This window comes from Rhizobium sp. H4, from assembly GCF_003013335.1.
GTDB lineage: Bacteria > Pseudomonadota > Alphaproteobacteria > Rhizobiales > Rhizobiaceae > Rhizobium > Rhizobium sophoriradicis.
On record NZ_PSOW01000029.1, the window covers coordinates 1 to 17,470 of the forward strand.

The following is a 17,470-nucleotide window of genomic DNA, read 5'->3' on the forward strand; positions in this document are numbered from 1 at the left end:
CGTAAAATGCGATTTGACGCAAATCTGACATATCGCCTTCCTTCTTTCGTTCCATCCATCGCTGAGTAAAAGGCAGGCAGCTCGCGCCGCCTCGCATGGCAATCTTCAAAACCCGTGCCATGTGGGCAGCAGCATATAAAACAGCTGTTTTGCTGATCTTCAGCTATTTAGTTCCGAACTTTCGAAGGCGGGATCGACAAACTCTTGTCTCGAAACCGCCAAACTGGACGAAGCGGCTGCGAGGTCTTGTCGGTTGGAAATCGCTTGCGTCAAAGATCAACAAATCTCGTCCGTATCCTTACATCTCAGGCGAGGGACAGAAGTAGTGTGGCAAGTCGTAGAGCCAAGCAGATCGGTACCGTCTTGACGGCCGATCGGCTTCGCACCACGCGTCGAATCAAGGCCGGATGATCAGCAGAACGCATATGAAGGCACAGTAGAGATTGTCGCTTACAACAAACTCGCTGTTATGCTGTCTCCATGAACAAATAGGGGGAATGCCGACAGCTTGGCAGCTGCAGTCTTGCAGGCCCGGATTGTTTCGCCATTGGCTGAGATTGACAACGGAGCCGGTTTCGATCGTCAGCGGGCCAGATTCTGAGGAAATGCTCGAAGGCTACAGCAAAGATCGTGAGCAAGCTATCAAGTTAAAGCGCTAGTCGCGGACGCTTTTTTCCGGCCATACGCTCAGCTCCGACAAATTGTGGATCGCGTAGTCGAATACGGCGAAGAGCTTAAGGCAATTTTAGTAGGTGCTATCAGAATTGACCGATGATCATTATCCGACGACGACATCACCGCTCATCTTTAGGAAAGTGGCATTTGCGCGTGCCCGCACAGTCGTAATATCGGGAGCAATAATCCCCCGTATCGGTTCAACGTCGCCGGACAAGCCCGCCAAGTTGCATCTGTGGCCTTCACGTTTTCAAGATCTCGCGCCCGACGAACTCTGCCGCTCCAGAAAGACTTCCGCTTTCCTCAGGGAGAAAGCATTCATTAAAATCGCCGCATTCCTTGCAGCTGGGAGCGCTACAAAGGGAAAAGCCTTCAGCTTCGCAAATCTTGCGGTAAAAATACTTCTTCCACCTCATGTTGTTGGTGTTGCCTGCCACCAGCGCCGGAAAATGCGCGAACAGCAATCTCCTAAGTTCGGCTTTGTCAAGCAAGCCGAGATCCCGCCAGAGGTGGTCTTCGCGCATGGAACGTCGCGCAATGATCTTAGCAAAACGCACGCCCTCAGGGTCGCCTGGCCGCACATGCCCTAGGAGCATATCGCGCAACAGTTGCTCCTCCGCATCAGGCACGCAATCACTCGCCTCTTGCAGGGCAAAAGCGCGGATAAGCCTTGCCGGGAAACTGCGGGCTGGTATATCCCGCAGCTCCCTAAGCGAAAGGCCGGTTGCCTCGGTCGCGGTGGCAATCCCCATCTCAATTTCTTCAAGTGCGCGCGAAAAAACGCGGAAGAGCACATAGTCATCAAAATATAACTTGAGACCCATCTGGCATGGTCGGCTGAAATAGCGTGTTTGGCAATCGTCGCAGTGGTCGACGGCTATGCCGGTTTGACGTGCGGCGTCCGCAGCTGGCACCGCCACCGTCGAGACCCCGATGTGATGCACATTTGGCATGCGCTTCGTCGCTTTCTCCAATAATCGAATTCAGTTGGCTGCTTTGATCCCCGCAAGGCGAGCATTCAAAGGTTGTGCCAGCTTGAGCAAGTGACAGTTGAAGCCGGCTTTTCAATCACTCGATCGCCCGTGCAGCGGGGAGGCGATCCCGCCTCCCAGTTATCGCCAAACGGACAAACGCAGGCTTTCAATCTGCGGCGCCGATCGAGCAGTCTGAGTGTAGCAATCTGAGGGAAGATCAAAGATCAATTGCTGCGCAACGACGTGTTAGCCGCCGATAGAGTTATCATATGTCTCTTCGATAGTCCTCAGAGTAGTTGGAGACCGGCACTGAACGTCTTCCGACCTTCAGTGTTGACCTTTGTCCAGTTGAACGGGAGGCCTTCGGCAACGTAGTAAACGCCGCTTTGAGGCGTCAGCTTTCCGTTTCTCGAGCCAATGTCGCCACGCTCGCGGACTCTCAGCGAATCGGCGCGATAGAGTTCATTCTCCTGGATCCTATCATTCGTCATTGCGCTCATAGGAGCACCGGGGAGCGGCGATCAATACGCACTTGCAGGCCTTCCAGTGCGCCCGCAACGATGAGGCCCTTGTTCGCCACTCGGTCCATCGGAACAAACACAGGATCAAGCACCGGCCGGCAACATTCAAAACGTCGCGCGGCTTCCGTCATCGTTATTGACGGCGAACGATAAGGTTTACTACCATCGCCTCCCAAAAGCGCTATCTGCCCGGCAAGAGGGATCGGGTACCCGTCAAAGATCGTAAAGGCGGTTAACCCAACTCGCAAAGCTTCTTCGCCAACAAATAGCGAGTGCATGTCGTCGAAGCGGATCATCTGAATAAGATCACTGCCAATTAAACCGGCGATCGATGCAATGCTGTTGCGATCAGGGAGCTCAGCGGCGCGAAAGATCGCACTTTCTGGCTCCAACAGATACACAAAATTTTCCATATCCTTGCCTTCTAAATTCTTGAAAAGAGCTCGTGCCCAGCTGCTTTTGACGGGAGCGAAAGCGACTCGTGCATCAACTTGGGATAGCGACAACGCGCGGCAATATGCAGATTTCAGCGTGCTGTGTAAATGGTCCTGCGCCAATTCGGTTCGGTTCAATTCAAGCCAGGCTCCGGACGCGTCGCTCCGATGTCGCCCAGCCAGTTGATTCTATTGAGATATTTTAATGGGCGTGTTTTTATTCCGGCCAGCCCCCATACCAACTCCGGGCCAAACATGAACGCGACGATGTTAGACCATACCGGCAGCCGCGAGTCGACTAAGCGGGTTCAGCAATCGAACGCGGCGGCCATCGGCGTCGCCGCACGTATGGCTCGAATTTGTCCCAAATTTGCGGAACGGGATCCCGACCTTGGGCAAACTATGCAAACGGGTGCGTGTTCCAAGTTTGACGAGATCTGTACGTTGTACGAATACCCGGCAGAATTAGAAATCATTTCCCATGCTGCAGACGCGAGAGCCTGAACTCGAAGCTAACGAGTGGAGCTTCTATCAAGGCACCCCTTACGACGTATAAAGCAGAAAGAAAATTTGCAATCGGCGAGTTCCATCCGAGCATCACGACATTTGGCTAGCGCAACCGGGGCAACAGCCGCGCTCACTGTTGGCTGACTTAAAGTGTGCTGAAAGCCGCGGTCGCGAGTTCGCGCTCGGTCCCCAGGCGTTTTCGGTGCCGCGTTTTTAGCGTTATTCAAAACGCGGATGATGGCATCCAATCAATCTATTTTGCCTGATTAGCGACCTTGGTGCATGACCAAGGTGTCTCACCAAACAAGCCGATCGCGACCTCAGCGGAGAACGTACAAAAATGCAATAGATAGGAAGCGGCAGATTTTATTGCGTATCCCGGAGAGATACTGGCGCCGCCTTGTTGCTCGCTATGGCGGCGGCCTTCGGAGTCTGGCGAACAGGATTTGCCGAGTCGGAAGCCGCGAAAGAAGAAGTCGTCACTTTGGCGTATTCGCGCTGACCCAACTTTTGGCAACCTATGGCACTCACGGCGAAGTCATGCACGTTCATAGCGTGGACGAATCGGGCGAAAGGTCAGCGTCGACGCAGTTCAAGTATTGGACGAACGAACGGGAGCAAGGCCTTGTCCTTTAGAACTTTTTTTTGCATTCTGCTACTGGTCACGTGCACCAGCGCTGTTTCGGCCTACGCCGCGTCGCTTTCCATCTTCAAAGCGTTCGCCGTAACACTAGCGGCTTCGGTTTTCCTTCAGGTCGTTTATTTCTTGAGCCTGCTATTTATGTCCTTCCGGCCCACGCGCGAGAGCGACAGGTCGATACATTCAGGAACTCGGCAGGCAAACCAGCCACAAAAACATGATCGCGATGAAACTGAGCTGACCTGCCACTGAATTTTCATCCGGCGGCGATTAGAGCCTCGGCGGTTTTGAATACGCCAAGTGGCGCGGTGTGAGCAACCGGCGGAAACGCGAAGCCTTCATCTTGCGCAGCGTTGGAGCCGGTTGCGGCGATGGTCCCGGCATAATCTGCCGGGGTCTGATATCCGAGCGATTAGTGCGGCCGGAAATTATTGTGATCGTCCGCCCATTCGGCAATGGCGCTTCGGGCATGATTGAGGCCAAAGAACAGGCTTTCGTTGAGCAGTTCGTCGCGCATCCGACCATTGAAGCTCTCGGCATAGCCGTTCTGCATCGGCTTTCCCGGCGCGATGTAGTGCCAGTCGACTTTGTGATCCTTCGACCACGCGAGGATCGCATTCGAGGTGAGTTCAGTGCCGTTGTCGGAGACGATCATCCCCGGCTTGCCGCGTCGTTCGATCAGCGTCGTCAGTTCTCTGGCGACACGGCGGCCGGAGATCGACGTGTCCGGGATCGCCGCCAGGCATTCGCGCGTTACGTCATCGACGATGTTGAGCACGCGAAACCTCCTTCCGCAAGCGAACTGGTCGTGCACGAAGTCTAGCGACCATCGGGCATTGGCCTTAGCTTCGACCAGAAATCGGAGCACGCGTGCGGACAGCACGGCGTCTGGCTTTGCGCTTGCGGACAGAGAGACCCTCCTCCCGATAAAGGCGATAGATGCGATTGACCCCGGACGGTTCTCCCTCCCGCCGAAGCAGGACGAACAGTCGCCGGTAGCCGAAACGCCGCCGCTCATTGGCGAGGTCGCGCAGCTTCGCTCGCAACTCGGTTTCCGGCGGTCGGTTCGACTGATAGCGGATCGTCTTGCGGTCGGCGGATATGATCTGGCAGGCCCGCCGTTCCGAAAGACCCATGACGGTCTTCAGATGCGTGACGGCGTCACGCTTCGCGACAGGCCCTACCATTTTTTTGAAAGAAGCTCGCGGAGTGCTGCTGCGTCCAACATCTGCTCGGCGAGCAGCTTCTTCAGCCTGGCATTCTCATCTTCAAGCGCCTTCAGCCGCTTGGCCTCGGAGACTTCCAGGCCGCCGTATTTGGCTTTCCAGTTGTAAAACGTCGCTTCTGAAATCCGTGCTTGCGGCAAAGGTCGGCCGCCTTCGCACCAGCCTCCTGCTCCTTCAGCACCGCAATTATCTGCTCTTCGGTAAATCTCTGCTTCTTCATTCGTCCGTCCTTTGATGGGCCGGACTCTAATCAATTCTGGAGGAAATTCGCAGGGGCAGGTCAGAGCAGTCCAACGTCCCCCAGCTTGACCTAAGGCGTAAACGGCGCACCCCTTAGTTAGCGGTGTAGGTATTGACCCAATTCATCAGGCTAAAGCTCAATTCGATGTCATGGAACTACTCAACAACCTCCAGCAACCGAGGACCGCTTTCTTCACCACGGTGCGGCGGTCCATGAGATGCTGCATTGGTCTCCCGATTGCTTCATCTTCGGCAGGAGGCTTCTGGATTGGGCATCGTCTGGTTTAGAAAGCACCTCCGACTCAGGCGACTGTTGCCGACCGCCGCTCCTGATTAGATGACATGTTTCCGGAAGAGAACATGCTTCGAAATTTGAGCGTTTCCCGTTGCCTTTTCTACCTACGCCGATCGAGAAGCTCGACCGTCTCGGTAAGCGCGGGGGTGGAAACATTAAGAACAACGTCAACGAGATGACTACAAGCTCAGAACTTGCATTTGGCGGAAATAAGCTCCGCAAACTTTACTACCGGAGGGTCGAGGCGGGTCCAGTCTGATTTGCCCAGAGCCGGCGCTTTTAACGCGGCGGCCTCGGCGCAGTCGACGACGTTCCCGCCCATCGGACGAAAACTGGCGGGGCAACTTCGACGTCGAAGATGGCGCGGATTGTTGCACGAAAGCCCGCCGCGAGGGCATCCCATGCAGGTCGCCGACTATCGGACGCAGACCGGCTTAGAGCAGTCTTTTGTCAGACATGTACTCCGCGGTTGTCGGCATTGAGACTGAATGGCGGGAGCTTGACACTACGCGCTGCTACGAAATGCCTGCTGAACCCACGAATTCACTTCGGCACGCGATTTGCTCTGGTCACGGTATGTCGCCAATCGCAGCGCGATGGTCTTCGGGCGGCGCATCGCTGTTCGCGTCTCGTGAGTTCCGATGGTTTGCTGGGCAATGATAGTGGCTCGGTTGTGTGTGCCGGGAAAATGTGAGGAGTGTTAGATGCGATCTAGAGTTCTTCGTTTGCGACCCACAACAATCGCCCACGTCGCGAGCGGTACAGCCAAAGCGGCAGACCTTGAGCCAGGCGGGAAGCCGGGGGTGTGGGACTGGACTGGAAGTTCTGTTTGCGGACGGGTCGGTGGGCGGGTGCGGTCGAACCTGCTGCGCCAATTCCTACGGTCGGCCGACCTATGGCGATACCGACATGTTCGATTTCAACCGGCTGCAAAACCCGCACCTGCCGCTCGGCCAGGGGCCGCATCTGTGCCTGGGCGCTGCGCTGGCGCGCCTGGAATTGGGAAGTGTCTTCCCCCCGCCGTTCGTGCGGCCGGAGGATCTGGCGCTGGCAATCGCCGCAGAGGGCGTGGTCTACACGTTGCCTTAACTCATTTGCTGCCCGCAGTCTGCCCATCATCTTCCGCCCCTTCCGGGCTTAAAGAGTGAAGCGTCACCATGTCCGAACAATCCTTGCCGACGCTGCCGATGTGGCGGGTCGATCACATCGAGCCCTCGCCCGAGATGTTAGCGCTACGCGCCAAAGGTCCGATCCACCGCGTGCGCCTTCCGTCCGGGCACGAATGCTGGTGGGTGACAGGCTATGACGAGGCCAAGGCGGTGCTGTCTGACGCGGCATTCCTGCCCGCGGGAATGCCTCCGGCGGATTTCACCCCCGATTCGGTCATTCTCGGTTCGCCGGGATGGCTGGTCTCGCACGAAGGGGACGAGCATGCTCGGTTACGCACGATCGTGGCGCCGGCCTTCAGCAACAGCAGGGTGAAGCTGCTTACGCAGCAGGTCGAGGCGATCACCGTGCAGTTGTTCGATACGCTGGCGGTTCAGCCCCAGCCCGCAGACTTGCGACGCCATCTCTCCTTTCCGCTTCCGGCCAAGGTAATCAGCGCGCTGATGGGCGTGCCCTTCGAGGAACACGCCTTTTTCGCAGGGCTCTCCGACGAGGTGATGACGCACCAGCATGAAAGCGGCCCGCGCAGCGCGTCCGGCCTGGCCTGGGAAGAGCTCCGCGCCTACATCCACGGCAAAATACGGGGCAAGCGACAGGATCCGGGCGATAACCTGCTGACGGATCTGCTAGCCGCGGTCGACCAGGGCAAAGCGACCGAGGAAGAGGCGATCGGCCTCGCGGCGGGCGTGCTGGTGGCGGGGCACGAGAGCACCGTCGCGCAGATCGAATTCGGCCTGCTGGCCATGTTTCGCCATCCGCAACAGCGCGAACGCCTGGTCCGCGATCCTTCCCTGGTTGACAAGGCGGTGGAAGAAATACTGCGCATGTATTCGCCTGGCGCGGGGTGGGACGGCATCATGCGCTATCCCCGGACCGACGTTACCATCGCGGGCGTGCATATACCCGCGGAGAGCAAAGTACTGGTCGGCCTGCCGGCGACCTCGTTTGATCCGTGCCATTTCAAAGACCCGGAAGTCTTCGACATCGGACGCGACGCAAATCCCCACCTGGCGTTCTCCTACGGGCAGCACAATTGCATCGGGGCGGCGCTGGCGAGGCTGGAACTGAAGGCCATATTCGGTTCGATCTTCCAGCGCTTTCCCGCGTTGCGCCTGGCCGTGGCGCCCGAAGAACTGAAGTTGCGCAAGGAGATCATCACCGGCGGGTTCGAGGAGATGCCGGTGCTCTGGTGCGGACGCCCCCCGGCATCGCAATCTTCTCATTTGGCGGCGCCTGGCGCGCACCGGTCAGATCAGCCACTCGACAGGTAATCAAGATGGACGTGCAAGACACCACGGCAGCATGCCACGACGCCTTCGCCGAGCTGGCGTCGCCAGCATGCATCCAAGACCCGTACCCGTTCATGCGGTGGTTGCGAGAGCACGATCCGGTGCACCGCGCGGCGTCGGGCCTCTTTCTGTTGAGCCGCCACGCCGACATCTACTGGGCGTTCAAGGCTACGGGCGATGCGTTTCGGGGGCCGGCGCCATCCGAACTGGCGCGCTATTTCCCGCGTGCGGCGAGCAGCCTGTCGCTCAATCTGCTGGCGTCTACGCTAGCCATGAAGGAACCACCGACGCATACGCGTCTGCGCCGGCTGATTTCGCGCGATTTCACCGTGGGCCAGATCGACAACCTGCGGCCGAGCATCGCGCGCATCGTCGCAGCTCGCCTGGATGGCATGGCGCCCGCACTGGAGCGAGGAGAGGCGGTGGACCTGCATCGGGAATTCGCACTGGCCTTGCCCATGCTTGTCTTCGCTGAATTGTTCGGCATGCCCCAAGACGACGTTTTCGAGCTCTCAGCGATCGTCAGCGCCATTCTAGAAGGCCTGAGCCCGCACGCCAGCGATCCACAGCTCGCCGCGGCGGACGTGGCCAGCGCCAGGGTGAAGGCCTATTTCGGCGACCTCATACTGCGCAAGCGCGCCGATCCCCGCCGCGACATCGTGTCGACACTGGTCGGCGCACACACCGACGACGCCGATACGCTCTCGGACGCGGAGTTGATCAGCATGCTGTGGGGCATGTTGCTGGGCGGCTTCGCCACCACTGCTGCGACTATCGACCATGCGGTGCTGGCGATGCTGGCCTACCCCGAGGAGCGGCACTGGCTGCAGGGAGACGCCGCAGGGGTGGAGGCATTTGTAGAAGAAGTACTGCGCTGCGAGGCGCCCGCCATGTTCAGCTCCATTCCGCGTATCGCCCAGCGCGACATCGAACTGCATGGCGTGGTGATCCCGAAGGACGCGGACGTGCGCGTGCTGATCGCGGCCGGCAATCGCGACCCGGACGCTTTCGCTGATCCCGACCGCTTCGATCCGGTGCGGTTCTACGGCACCAGGCCTGGCATGTCGAGCGACGGAAAGATTATGCTGAGCTTCGGCCACGGCATCCACTTCTGCCTAGGTGCTCAACTCGCCAGGGTGCAACTGGCCGAGAGCCTGCCGCAGATCCAGGCTCGCTTCCCCACGTTGGCCTTGGCCGAGCAGCCGACCCGGGAGCCCTCAGCGTTCCTTAGGACGTTCCGCGCGCTGCCGGTGCGGCTGCACGCGCAGGCGGCGGCTGAGGTTCGCGTCGTGGTCGACCAGGACCTGTGCGGAACCACTGGTCAGTGCGTGTTGACGCTGCCGGGCACCTTTCGTCAGCGCGAGCCGGACGGCGTGGCGGAAGTGTGCATGGCGACGGTCCCGCAGGCGCTGCACGCCGCCGTGCGCCTAGCAGCCAGCCAGTGCCCGGTCGCGGCCATTCGGGTGATCGAAAGCGAAGCCGGCGATGACCATTGCACCAACCCCGGCCCTACGCCCTCTCCGGCAGACGCTGAGCGACATGCAGCGAAAGACCTACGCAATCCAGGAGAACATGATGGAACGATTTAAAGGCAAGGTGGCCGTGGTGACCGGCGCCGGCGCCGGGATCGGCAAGGCATGCGCCCTCGCCATCGCGCGCGAGGGCGGCAGAGTGGTGGTGGCCGACATTGATGGCCCCGCTGCCATCGCCTGCACCGCACAGATCGCAGCCGAAGCGGGCCAAGCGCTGGCCGTGGCCATGGACATCGCAGATGCGCAGGCGGTGGCAGAGCTGTTCAAAACGGCGAAGCGGCGCTTCGGTGGGGTCGACGTGCTTGTGAACAATGCGAGCGCCATGCATTTGACTCCGCACGACCGCGCGATCCTCGACCTGGACGTGGCGGTCTGGGACCAGACCATGGCGACCAATTTGCGCGGCACGCTCCTTTGCTGCCGGCAGGCCATCCCACAAATGATCGGCCGTGGTGGTGGCGCGATCGTGAACATGTCATCGTGCCAAGGGCTCAGCGGCGACACCGCACTGACGTCATACGCCGCGTCGAAGGCCGCAATGAACATGCTGTCGGCCTCGCTTGCCACCCAATACGGACACGCGAAGATCCGCTGCAACGCGGTTGCGCCAGGTCTTGTCATGACCGAACGTCTCTTCGCCAAGCTGGACGAGTGCATGCAACGGCATCTACACCGGCACCAGCTCCTGCCGCACGTCGGCCGCCCCGAGGACGTAGCCGCGCTGGTCGCGTTCCTGCTCTCGGAGGAGGCTGCGTTCATCACCGGCCAGGTGGTGTGCATCGACGGCGGCATGTTGGCGCATGTTCCAACCTACGCCGACGGTGGCAACAGCGCGGCTCGGCCGGCCGGTGACGCCGCCGAAGCAGCCGCAGCGTCGCATTGGTGATGGACATGCTGCTCAACCCGCTGAACCGCTGGCGCCGGCTACGGGACGACATCCCGGTCATGCCTGGCGCTTTCCCCCTGGTCGGGCATCTTCCCGCCATCGTCTGCGATCTGCCGCGCCTGCTGCGGCGCGCGGAAAGGACCCTAGGCAGCCACTTCTGGCTGGACTTCGGCCCGGCCGGACACCTGATGACATGCCTGGATCCAGATGCGCTCGCATTGCTCCGGCACAAGGAAGTGTCCTCGGCACTGATCGAAGAGATGGCGCCCGACATCCTTGGCGGAACGTTGGTCACTTTGGACGGTAGCGCGCACCGGCAGGCGCGCGATGGGATAAAAGCGGCGTTTCTGCCGAGGGGTCTGACCGAGGCCGGCATTGGCGAGCTGTTCGAACCAATTATTAGGGCTCAGGTCAAGGCGTGGCGCGACCGCGGTGAAGTCGCTATCCTGCCAGACACCCGCAACCTGATGCTCAAACTCACCTTCAGTCTCATGGGCATCCCCGCCCAAGACCTGTCGGAGTGGCATCGCAAGTATCGGCAACTGCTACAATTGATGGTCGCGCCCCCGATCGACCTGCCGGGGATGCCCTTGCGACGCGGCCGCGCCGCCCGCGATTGGATCGACGCGCAGTCGCGCCAGTTCATCCGGGACGCGCGCGCGCGCGCCGCGCGCACCGGGTTGATCAACGACATGGTGAGCGCCTTCGATTGCAGCGATGGCGCGCTCTCCGATGACGTCCTGGTCGCCAATATCCGCTTGCTGCTGCTTGCCGGCCACGAGACCTCCGCCTCGACGATAGCCTGGATGGTGATCGAGCTGGCGCAGCATCCAGAGCTGTGGGACGCCCTGGTCGAAGAGGCGCAACGCGTGGGCGCGGTGCCGACCGGGCACGAGGACCTGGCGCAATGTCCGGTCGCAGAGGCGCTGTTTCGGGAGACGCTACGAATGCATCCGGCTTCCTCGCTCGTACCGCGTCGCGCGATGCAGGAATTACAACTCGGCCAGCGGCGCATTCCTTCGGGCACTCATTTGTGCATCCCACTACTGCATTTCTCGACCTCGCCGCTGCTGCACGAAGCGCCCGATCAGTTCCGTCTGGGGCGGTGGCTGCAACGCACGGAGCCGATCCGGCCGGTGGACATGCTGCAGTTCGGTGCCGGCCCACACGTCTGCATGGGCTATCACCTTGTATGGCTGGAGCTGGTGCAGTTCAGCATCGCCTTGGCATTGACCATGCAGGAGGCCGGGGTGCGGCCGCGATTGATGAGCGGCGTCGAAAAAGGCCGGCGCTATTACCCGACCGCACATCCGTCCATGACAGTCCGCATCGGATTCTCATGAGCTGGGATCCTCTGCCCCGTGTCAAGAGGCAGCGGCGACGACGATGGGCGGCATTGCTGCACTCGGCGCGCGCGCGCGGTGCGACGCCGGCAGCACCGCGGCGGCTCGCCGCTCGCCGCGGCATTCTCTGTCAGGTAGAAGGAGATGAACAACATGCAGAAGGGTTCCACGCTAAACGACGACCGAACTGGCGTTTCCCCGTTCGGCGGATCGGGCGCGCAGGCGTGCGGCGGATTGCCGGTGCGCGCGTCCATAGGCATTGGCGCGCTATGCGCCGTCGCGGAGGATGCCGCGCTTTACTCTGTACCGCGCACTGGATCGCTATCGCGCCTGTTTCGGCCTTGTATTGTAGGTGGTCGAGGATGACACGCCAGCGGATGAAGCGACGCTGGGCAAGCCCCCGGCAAGCATGCGGCGGAGAAGAAAGCAACCGGCGTGCCGATCACGAAGCTGCATGCAGCGCCCCAGTCAGTGCCGGGCCTATGGCCAGAGGCCGAGGAAGCCATCACCTCGCTGCGCCCGCGTGCGGAGCGGTTGGCGCAGGCCGTGCAGCGGGCCAAAAGGGTATCTGTTCAAGCACGCGCCGTGCGCATTGGCGCCGGTCCGCACGGAGGCGCCGCCGTACCGCTGCGATCGGCCGGCGGCACCGCTAGATGCTACATTGTGTTCGATTCCACGGCGCAGATCGGAGCGGTTGCCCACCGCGGACCGCCGCCAGCATAGGTGCGCTTCGCCGCGCTTCTCGTCAACTGCCTGCAGAGGGAACATCCCGCATGAGTGCGCTGTCCGAACAGATCCTTTCTGAATTGCGCCACTTGCTGAACGAGACGCGCGATGGCGGCAGCGTGAGTCCGTCCGTTTACGACACGGCGCGCGTTTTGCAGTTCAGCGGCAACGTCACCGGTCGGCAGAACGGATACGCGTGGCTCATGGCGCAGCAACAGGCCGATGGCGGGTGGGGAAGTGCTGACTTCCCACTGTTCCGCCATGTACCCACGTGGGCGGCGTTGCTTGCATTGCGGCGTGCCGATCCTCTTCCCGGCGCTGCGGACGCAGTTCAGGCTGCAACGCGGTTCCTCGAGCGCCAGCCGGATCCCTACGCGGATGCGGTGCCGGAAGACGCGCCGGTAGGCGCGGAGCTGATCCTGCCGCAGATCTCCGGCGAGGCCACATCCTTGGTGGGCGACGTGGTGTTTCCGCGCTACCCGGCGCTGTTGCCGTTGCGGCAAGCGTGCCTGGTTAAGTTGGGGACGGTGGGACCGCTGCCGAGCGGCCATCCGTTGTTGCACTCCTGGGAAGCCTGGGGGACGTCGCCGACCACGGCATGCCTGGACGACGACGGCAGCATCGGCATCAGCCCGGCGGCAACCGCCGCGTGGCGTGCGCACGCCCTCACACAGGCGAGCGCGCCACAGGTCGAGCGTGCCGACAGGTATCTTCAGGCCGCATCGCGCGCGGCGCGCAGCGGCATCGAAGGTGTCGTTCCCAGCGTCTGGCCGATCAACGTGTTCGAGCCATGCTGGTCGCTGTACACTCTGCATCTGGCCGGGTTGTTTTCGCATCCCGCGCTCGCCGAGGCGGTGCGCGTGATCGTCGCGCAGCTCGATGCCTGTCTGGGCGTGCGCGGTCTGGGTCCGGCCTTGCACTTCGCGGCCGATGCGGACGACACTGCTGTTGCGTTGTGCATCCTGCACCTAGCAGGACGCAACCCGGCTGCCAACGCGTTGCGCCACTTCGAAATCGGCGGGCTGTTCGTTACCTTCCCCGGCGAGCGCAATGCCTCGGTGTCGACCAACATCCACGCCCTGCATGCGTTCAGACTGTTGGGAAAGCCCACCGCCGGTACCAGCGCTTACCTTGAGGCCAATCGCAACGCGGACGGTCTATGGGACAATGACAAATGGCATGTTTCGTGGCTGTATCCCACCGCGCATGCAATCGCTGCGCTCGCGCAAGGCGCGCCCCAGTGGCGCGACGAGCGCGCGCTGGCGGCGCTGTTGCAGGCGCAGCGCGACGACGGCGGCTGGGGCGCGGGTCGCGCGTCAACATTTGAGGAAACCGCCTATGCGCTGTTCGCGTTGCACGTGATGGATGGGCGCGAAGAGCCGACAGGGCGCGCCCGCATCGCGCTGGCGGTCGCGCACGCGCTGGAGTGGATGCTCGCTCGCCATGAGGCGCATGAATTGCCGCAGACGCCGCTGTGGATCGGCAAGGAATTGTATTGCCCGACCCGGGTCGTGCGCGTGATCGAACTCGCCGGCTTGTGGCTGGCTCTTCGTTGGGGGCGGCGCATCCCGACCGAGGGAGCAGGAGGAATGGCGCAATGATCCCGACGGAAAGCGCGCTGCAGCAAGTACTGGAGTGGGGGCGTTCCCTGACCGGATTCGCCGACGAGCATGCCGTAGAAGCAGTTAGGGGCGGACAGTACATCCTGCAGTGTATCCAACCGAGCTTGCACGATATCAGCGCCCGCACCGGCCGAGATCCGCAGGACGAAAAGCTGATCGTGGCGTTTTATCGCGAGTTGGCGCTACTGTTTTGGCTCGACGATTGCAACGACCTTGGCCTGATCGCGCCGGAGCAGCTGGCCGCGGTGGAGCAGGCGCTGGGGCAGGGCGTGCCATGCGCGGTCCCCGGTTTCGAGGGCTGCGCTGTGCTGCGCGCTTCCCTGGCCGCGCTCGCCTACGATAGGCGCGACTATACTGAGCTTCTAAACGATACCCGGTGCTACTGCGCGGCGCTGCGCGCCGGACCCGCGCAGGCGGCGGGGGCTGAACGCTGGTCGTACGCCGAATACTTGCACAATTCCATCGATTCGATCGCCTACGCGAACGTGTTCTGTTGCCTGTCGTTGCTATGGGGGCTGGACATGGCGACCCTGCGCGCGCGTCCGGCGTTTCGCCAGGTGCTGCGGCTCATCTCCACGATAGGGCGCCTGCAGAACGATCTGCATGGATGCGCCAAGGATAGGGCGGCGGGAGAAGCCGACAACGCTGCCATCCTGCTCCTGCAGCGTTATCCGGCTATGCCTGTGGAGGATTTCCTCAACGACGAGCTGGTCGGCCATGCGCGCATGCTGCACCGAGTGATGGTGAAAGAACGCTTTCCTGCACCATGGGGACCGTTAATCGAGGCCATGGCGGTCATTCGCGCGAAGTACTACCAGACCTCGATCAGCCGCTACGGCAACGATGCGGCGGGGGGAGGCCAGCGTGCGCCGGCGTGAACGCGCGGGAGGCGGCGGCGTGCGCGCGGCGCCCTCGGTCCGATCCGACGCAACGCCAACGCCCAATACGGCGGATCGAGCGAGCGGGTGCGACGACGCCCTGACCCGGCGCAAGGACGACCATCTGGACCTCGTGCTGGATCGGCGAACGGCGCCAGCCACGGTCGCTGCCGGCTGGGAGCAAATCCGGTTCGAACACTGCGCACTGCCCGAGCTGGACCTGACGCAGATCGAACTGCGCACATCGCTGTTAGGCAAGCCCATACGTGCGCCGCTGCTGATCAGTTCCATGACCGGCGGAATGCCACGCGCAAAGGCCATCAATCGGCACCTGAGCGAGGCGGCGCAAGCCTTGGGGATCGCCATGTGCGTCGGTTCGCAGCGCGTGAGCCTCCAATCGCGCAATTCCCAGGGGCTGACGCGCGCCCTACGCCGCCTGGCGCCTGACATTCCCTTGCTGGCCAATATCGGCGCTGCGCAACTGCGCGAGGCCGACGGCCTTGATCTGGCGCGCCGGGCTGTCGATGCGCTGGAGGCTGATGGGCTGATCGTCCATCTCAATCCGCTGCAGGAAGTGCTACAGCCGGATGGCGACCGCGACTGGCACGGCGTACTGGCGCAGGTGGCTCGCGCCGCGCGTAGCGTGGGCGTGCCTATCGTGGCCAAAGAAGTCGGGTGGGGCCTGTCCGCCTCGGTGGCCTGCGCGCTCGTCGAGGCGGGTGTTGAGGTGATTGATGTCGCCGGAGCCGGCGGCACCAGTTGGGCCGCGGTGGAGGGCGAGCGCGCCCGCGATGCCGCCGGCCGTGCAGTGGCGATGGCGTTTGCCGATTGGGGGATCCCGACACCGGCCAGCTTGCAGGCGGTCCGTCGGGCACTGCCAACGGTGAAGCTTATCGCGTCCGGCGGGATCCGCGACGGCGTCGACGTGGCCAAGGCCATTCGCCTGGGTGCGGACATTGCCGGGCAGGCAGCCGGCGTGCTGCCGGCGGCTACGGTATCGACCGAAGCGGTCGTTGCGCATTTCGAGGTCGTCATCCGCCAGTTGGCCGTCGCCTGCTTTTGCACCGGCTCACCTGATCTGGCGACGTTGCGCCAGGCGCGCTTGTTGCCCTCCGCGCACTTGTTGCCCTCCGCGCATCCGCCAGTCGGATGATGCCGGCGTCGCCCGCTCTGTCGGCCGGCCCTCCAAGCTGGCTGCAAAAACCGTTAACGCTAAAGCTAGACCTCTAATCCACCTTGGCCCAGCGGTTCGATGCAGGGAACGAAATGTTCATGAAGCAGCTGTTGACGATGAAGCGGTAATGATGCCGCCGGCTAGGTTATGCGTACCGTAACTCGGGCTTACAAAGGCGCGCAATCCAGCGCCGTTTGTTGAATCAGACCGGCTTTTCCCGGTCCAGCCACGCCTTTGCAAAGTGCATGATTAAGCCAGTCAACGAAGGACCGTTTTTGAGGGCTGGCAGGAATGGTGTCACCTATCTGTTCGAGATACGCATAAAATCTGGCGGCTGCGCTGTCCAATCCTTGGCCGCGAACGATACTGGGTCGATTCAGCTGCGTGTCCACGGCAGGCAATTTGCCAAGCACTTCTGCGCGGCCGACTGTATCTGCGATGTCGTCGGCGATCTGATACGCGTGCCCGAGCAATTCCCCCACCTTAGACCATGGGGCCGGATCTGCACCACTTGCCAGGGCACCGCAAGTGGCCGCCGCGACAAAGAGGGAGCCGGTCTTGTAATGGTGATAGCGGTCGATTGGGACGTGCGTCATTGCCTCCATCGACTGTCCGGCGATCAGTCCGTGACTGGGGCCGACCGCCTCCGCAACCACCTCGATCATGCGCGCGCCCAACTCAGGTGTTAGCGCAGCCTGCAAGCTGAGGTATTTGAAAGCCATCACAATCAAGGCATCGCCGGTCAAAACGGCGATAGGCTCTCCGAAAAGCCGGTGCACCGTTGGTCTGCCGCGGCGTAGCGCCGCGTTATCGAAGCAAGGCAAGTCGTCATGCACCAACGAGGCACAGTGCAGCAATTCAATTGCTGCCGCGGCTCTTGTCGCCAGCTCAGGATCTTTTTCGCCGCACACATAGGAGACTTTCAAGCAGAGCTTGGGGCGCATCCGGGAGCCCCCTGGAAACACTGCCGCGTCCAGCGCTCCACGCAGGTGAGCCGGCGCAGCCGGACTTAGAGCAGTATCCATGGCAGCTCGCAGCGCTTGCTCGATGAGCTTGTCGCTATCGCCAACCACGTCGGCTTGGTGATTCGAAATCATATCGCATCTCCACTTTTGAGACGAAAACGAAAACGGGCCTAGTCCAACCGGTGCCAAACAAAAGGCCGATTTCGCTGTGTCTCTTCAGGTTCTAAGGCACCGTTAAGTTTAGCGGATTGCGGCGGCCAACATGCGGCACCGGCGTGACCAATGAAACCGTGTGCCAGTGGGAGCCTTAACTCGGCAAGGCGATCTCCCACTGGAATCCCTTGAAGCAGTCTCATTCGTGGCGACCTGACATCTG

General features: G+C 61.5%; 11 protein-coding genes and 1 pseudogene. 8 read left to right on the forward strand and 4 right to left on the reverse strand.

All coding sequences use genetic code 11. From position 1 onward, the window contains the following. Positions 1–917 precede the first annotated feature (917 nt). The 3 genes and pseudogenes from C4N04_RS29985 to C4N04_RS30005 form a co-directional block, all read right to left on the reverse strand. Positions 918–1,628: a nitrogen fixation protein NifQ gene (locus C4N04_RS29985; protein ID WP_008536495.1), complete on the reverse strand. Its 711-nt coding sequence runs from the start codon at positions 1,626–1,628 to the stop codon at positions 918–920. Positions 1,629–2,145: 517 nt separating this feature from the next. Beyond that, complete coding sequence (locus C4N04_RS29995; protein WP_011053448.1) at positions 2,146–2,742, reverse strand: hypothetical protein; 597 nt, start codon at positions 2,740–2,742, stop codon at positions 2,146–2,148. A gap of 1,265 nt (positions 2,743–4,007) precedes the next feature. Continuing rightward, positions 4,008–5,197 (reverse strand): annotated as a pseudogene (locus C4N04_RS30005) (IS3 family transposase). A 1,224-nt stretch (positions 5,198–6,421) separates the two neighbouring features. Here C4N04_RS30005 and C4N04_RS30010 point away from each other — a divergent pair. From C4N04_RS30010 to fni, 8 genes are all read left to right on the forward strand, one after another. After that, positions 6,422–6,601, forward strand: a complete 180-nt coding sequence (locus tag C4N04_RS30010; RefSeq protein WP_008536508.1) for a cytochrome P450 — start codon at positions 6,422–6,424, stop codon at positions 6,599–6,601. Between the two features lie 68 nt (positions 6,602–6,669). Beyond that, on the forward strand, positions 6,670–7,950 hold the full coding sequence (locus tag C4N04_RS30015; RefSeq protein ID WP_011053445.1) for a cytochrome P450: 1,281 nt from the start codon (positions 6,670–6,672) through the stop codon (positions 7,948–7,950). A 5-nt stretch (positions 7,951–7,955) separates the two neighbouring features. After that, positions 7,956–9,557, forward strand: a complete 1,602-nt coding sequence (locus C4N04_RS30020) for a cytochrome P450 (RefSeq protein WP_011053444.1) — start codon at positions 7,956–7,958, stop codon at positions 9,555–9,557. Continuing rightward, a complete protein-coding gene (locus tag C4N04_RS30025) occupies positions 9,544–10,386 on the forward strand; it encodes an SDR family oxidoreductase (protein WP_008536513.1) in 843 nt (280 codons plus the stop codon). Before C4N04_RS30020 ends, C4N04_RS30025 begins: the two co-directional genes overlap by 14 nt. Then, positions 10,386–11,729 (forward strand): cytochrome P450, encoded by a 1,344-nt coding sequence (locus C4N04_RS30030; RefSeq protein ID WP_011053442.1) that lies wholly within the window; start codon positions 10,386–10,388, stop codon positions 11,727–11,729. The genes C4N04_RS30025 and C4N04_RS30030 overlap by 1 nt, the downstream gene beginning before the upstream one ends. Before the next feature lie 773 nt (positions 11,730–12,502). Continuing rightward, entirely contained in the window at positions 12,503–14,056 is a 1,554-nt protein-coding gene (locus C4N04_RS30040) for a hypothetical protein (RefSeq protein ID WP_011053441.1), read from the forward strand. Then, a complete protein-coding gene (locus tag C4N04_RS30045) occupies positions 14,053–14,955 on the forward strand; it encodes a hypothetical protein (RefSeq protein ID WP_008536520.1) in 903 nt (300 codons plus the stop codon). Before C4N04_RS30040 ends, C4N04_RS30045 begins: the two co-directional genes overlap by 4 nt. 19 nt (positions 14,956–14,974) lie before the next feature. After that, the gene (fni, locus tag C4N04_RS30050) at positions 14,975–16,108 is read left to right on the forward strand and encodes a type 2 isopentenyl-diphosphate Delta-isomerase (RefSeq protein ID WP_012489558.1); all 1,134 of its coding nucleotides are present in this window, start codon (positions 14,975–14,977) and stop codon (positions 16,106–16,108) included. Between the two features lie 188 nt (positions 16,109–16,296). On the opposite strand, the gene C4N04_RS30055 is transcribed toward fni, so the two are convergent. Next, positions 16,297–17,226: a polyprenyl synthetase family protein gene (locus tag C4N04_RS30055; RefSeq protein WP_008536525.1), complete on the reverse strand. Its 930-nt coding sequence runs from the start codon at positions 17,224–17,226 to the stop codon at positions 16,297–16,299. Between the last annotated feature and the right edge of the window lie 244 nt (positions 17,227–17,470).

Excerpts from the sequence above, each read along its gene's own strand:
- C4N04_RS29985 (WP_008536495.1), bottom strand. The coding sequence starts at position 1,628 with ATGCCAAATGTGCATCACATCGGGGTCTCGACGGTGGCGGTGCCAGCT.
- C4N04_RS30010 (WP_008536508.1), top strand. The coding sequence starts at position 6,422 with ATGTTCGATTTCAACCGGCTGCAAAACCCGCACCTGCCGCTCGGCCAG.
- C4N04_RS30015 (WP_011053445.1), top strand. The coding sequence starts at position 6,670 with ATGTCCGAACAATCCTTGCCGACGCTGCCGATGTGGCGGGTCGATCAC.
- C4N04_RS30020 (WP_011053444.1), top strand. The coding sequence starts at position 7,956 with ATGGACGTGCAAGACACCACGGCAGCATGCCACGACGCCTTCGCCGAG.
- C4N04_RS30025 (WP_008536513.1), top strand. The coding sequence starts at position 9,544 with ATGGAACGATTTAAAGGCAAGGTGGCCGTGGTGACCGGCGCCGGCGCC.
- C4N04_RS30030 (WP_011053442.1), top strand. The coding sequence starts at position 10,386 with ATGGACATGCTGCTCAACCCGCTGAACCGCTGGCGCCGGCTACGGGAC.
- C4N04_RS30040 (WP_011053441.1), top strand. The coding sequence starts at position 12,503 with ATGAGTGCGCTGTCCGAACAGATCCTTTCTGAATTGCGCCACTTGCTG.
- C4N04_RS30045 (WP_008536520.1), top strand. The coding sequence starts at position 14,053 with ATGATCCCGACGGAAAGCGCGCTGCAGCAAGTACTGGAGTGGGGGCGT.
- C4N04_RS30055 (WP_008536525.1), bottom strand. The coding sequence starts at position 17,226 with ATGATTTCGAATCACCAAGCCGACGTGGTTGGCGATAGCGACAAGCTC.